Source organism: Brachyspira pilosicoli (genome assembly GCF_019402445.1).
In the GTDB taxonomy this organism is placed as follows: Bacteria; Spirochaetota; Brachyspiria; order Brachyspirales; family Brachyspiraceae; genus Brachyspira; species Brachyspira pilosicoli_B.
Genome location: NZ_SRZM01000338.1, coordinates 1 through 579 on the forward strand (window position 1 = coordinate 1; position 579 = coordinate 579).

1 protein-coding gene is annotated in these 579 nt (G+C 24.4%); it reads left to right on the forward strand.

Annotation, left to right across the window (positions count from 1 at the left end):
* On the forward strand, positions 1-579 hold a 579-nt coding region (locus E6A48_RS10405; RefSeq protein ID WP_219710134.1), incomplete at both ends, for an ATP-binding cassette domain-containing protein.

Sequence of the window (579 nt, forward strand, 5' to 3'; positions counted from 1 at the left end):
AAAAAAAGATATTGCTATAGTTTATATATCACACAGAATGTCTGAAATTTTTGAAATTGCTGACGAAATATCAATAATTAGAGATGGTAAACATATTATATCGGGTAATATAGAAGATTTTACAGAAAAATCTATTATATCATATATGGTTGGAAGAGAAATAGTAAGCATATTTGATAGAAATAAAAGATTTGCTACTAAGCCTTGTTTAAAAGTAGAGAATTTAGAAAAAAAAGGAGTTTTTAGAAATATTAATTTTGAAGTTAATGAGGGAGAAATATTAGGATTTAGTGGTTTAATGGGAGCAGGAAGAACTGAAATTATGAGATGTTTATTTGGACTGGATAAATTAGATTCAGGAAATATTTACTTGTTTGGTAAAAAGATTAATATTAATTCTGTTAAAGATGCTATTAATTATGGTATAGTTATGCTTTCTGAAGATAGAAGAAAAGAAGGAATTGCTCAAGATATGAGTATAATAGAAAATTTAACTATATCATCTATAAAAAAAGTAAGTGAATTAGGAATAATAAAAGATAATTTAGAAAATGACATTACAAATCACTTTGTAAAACT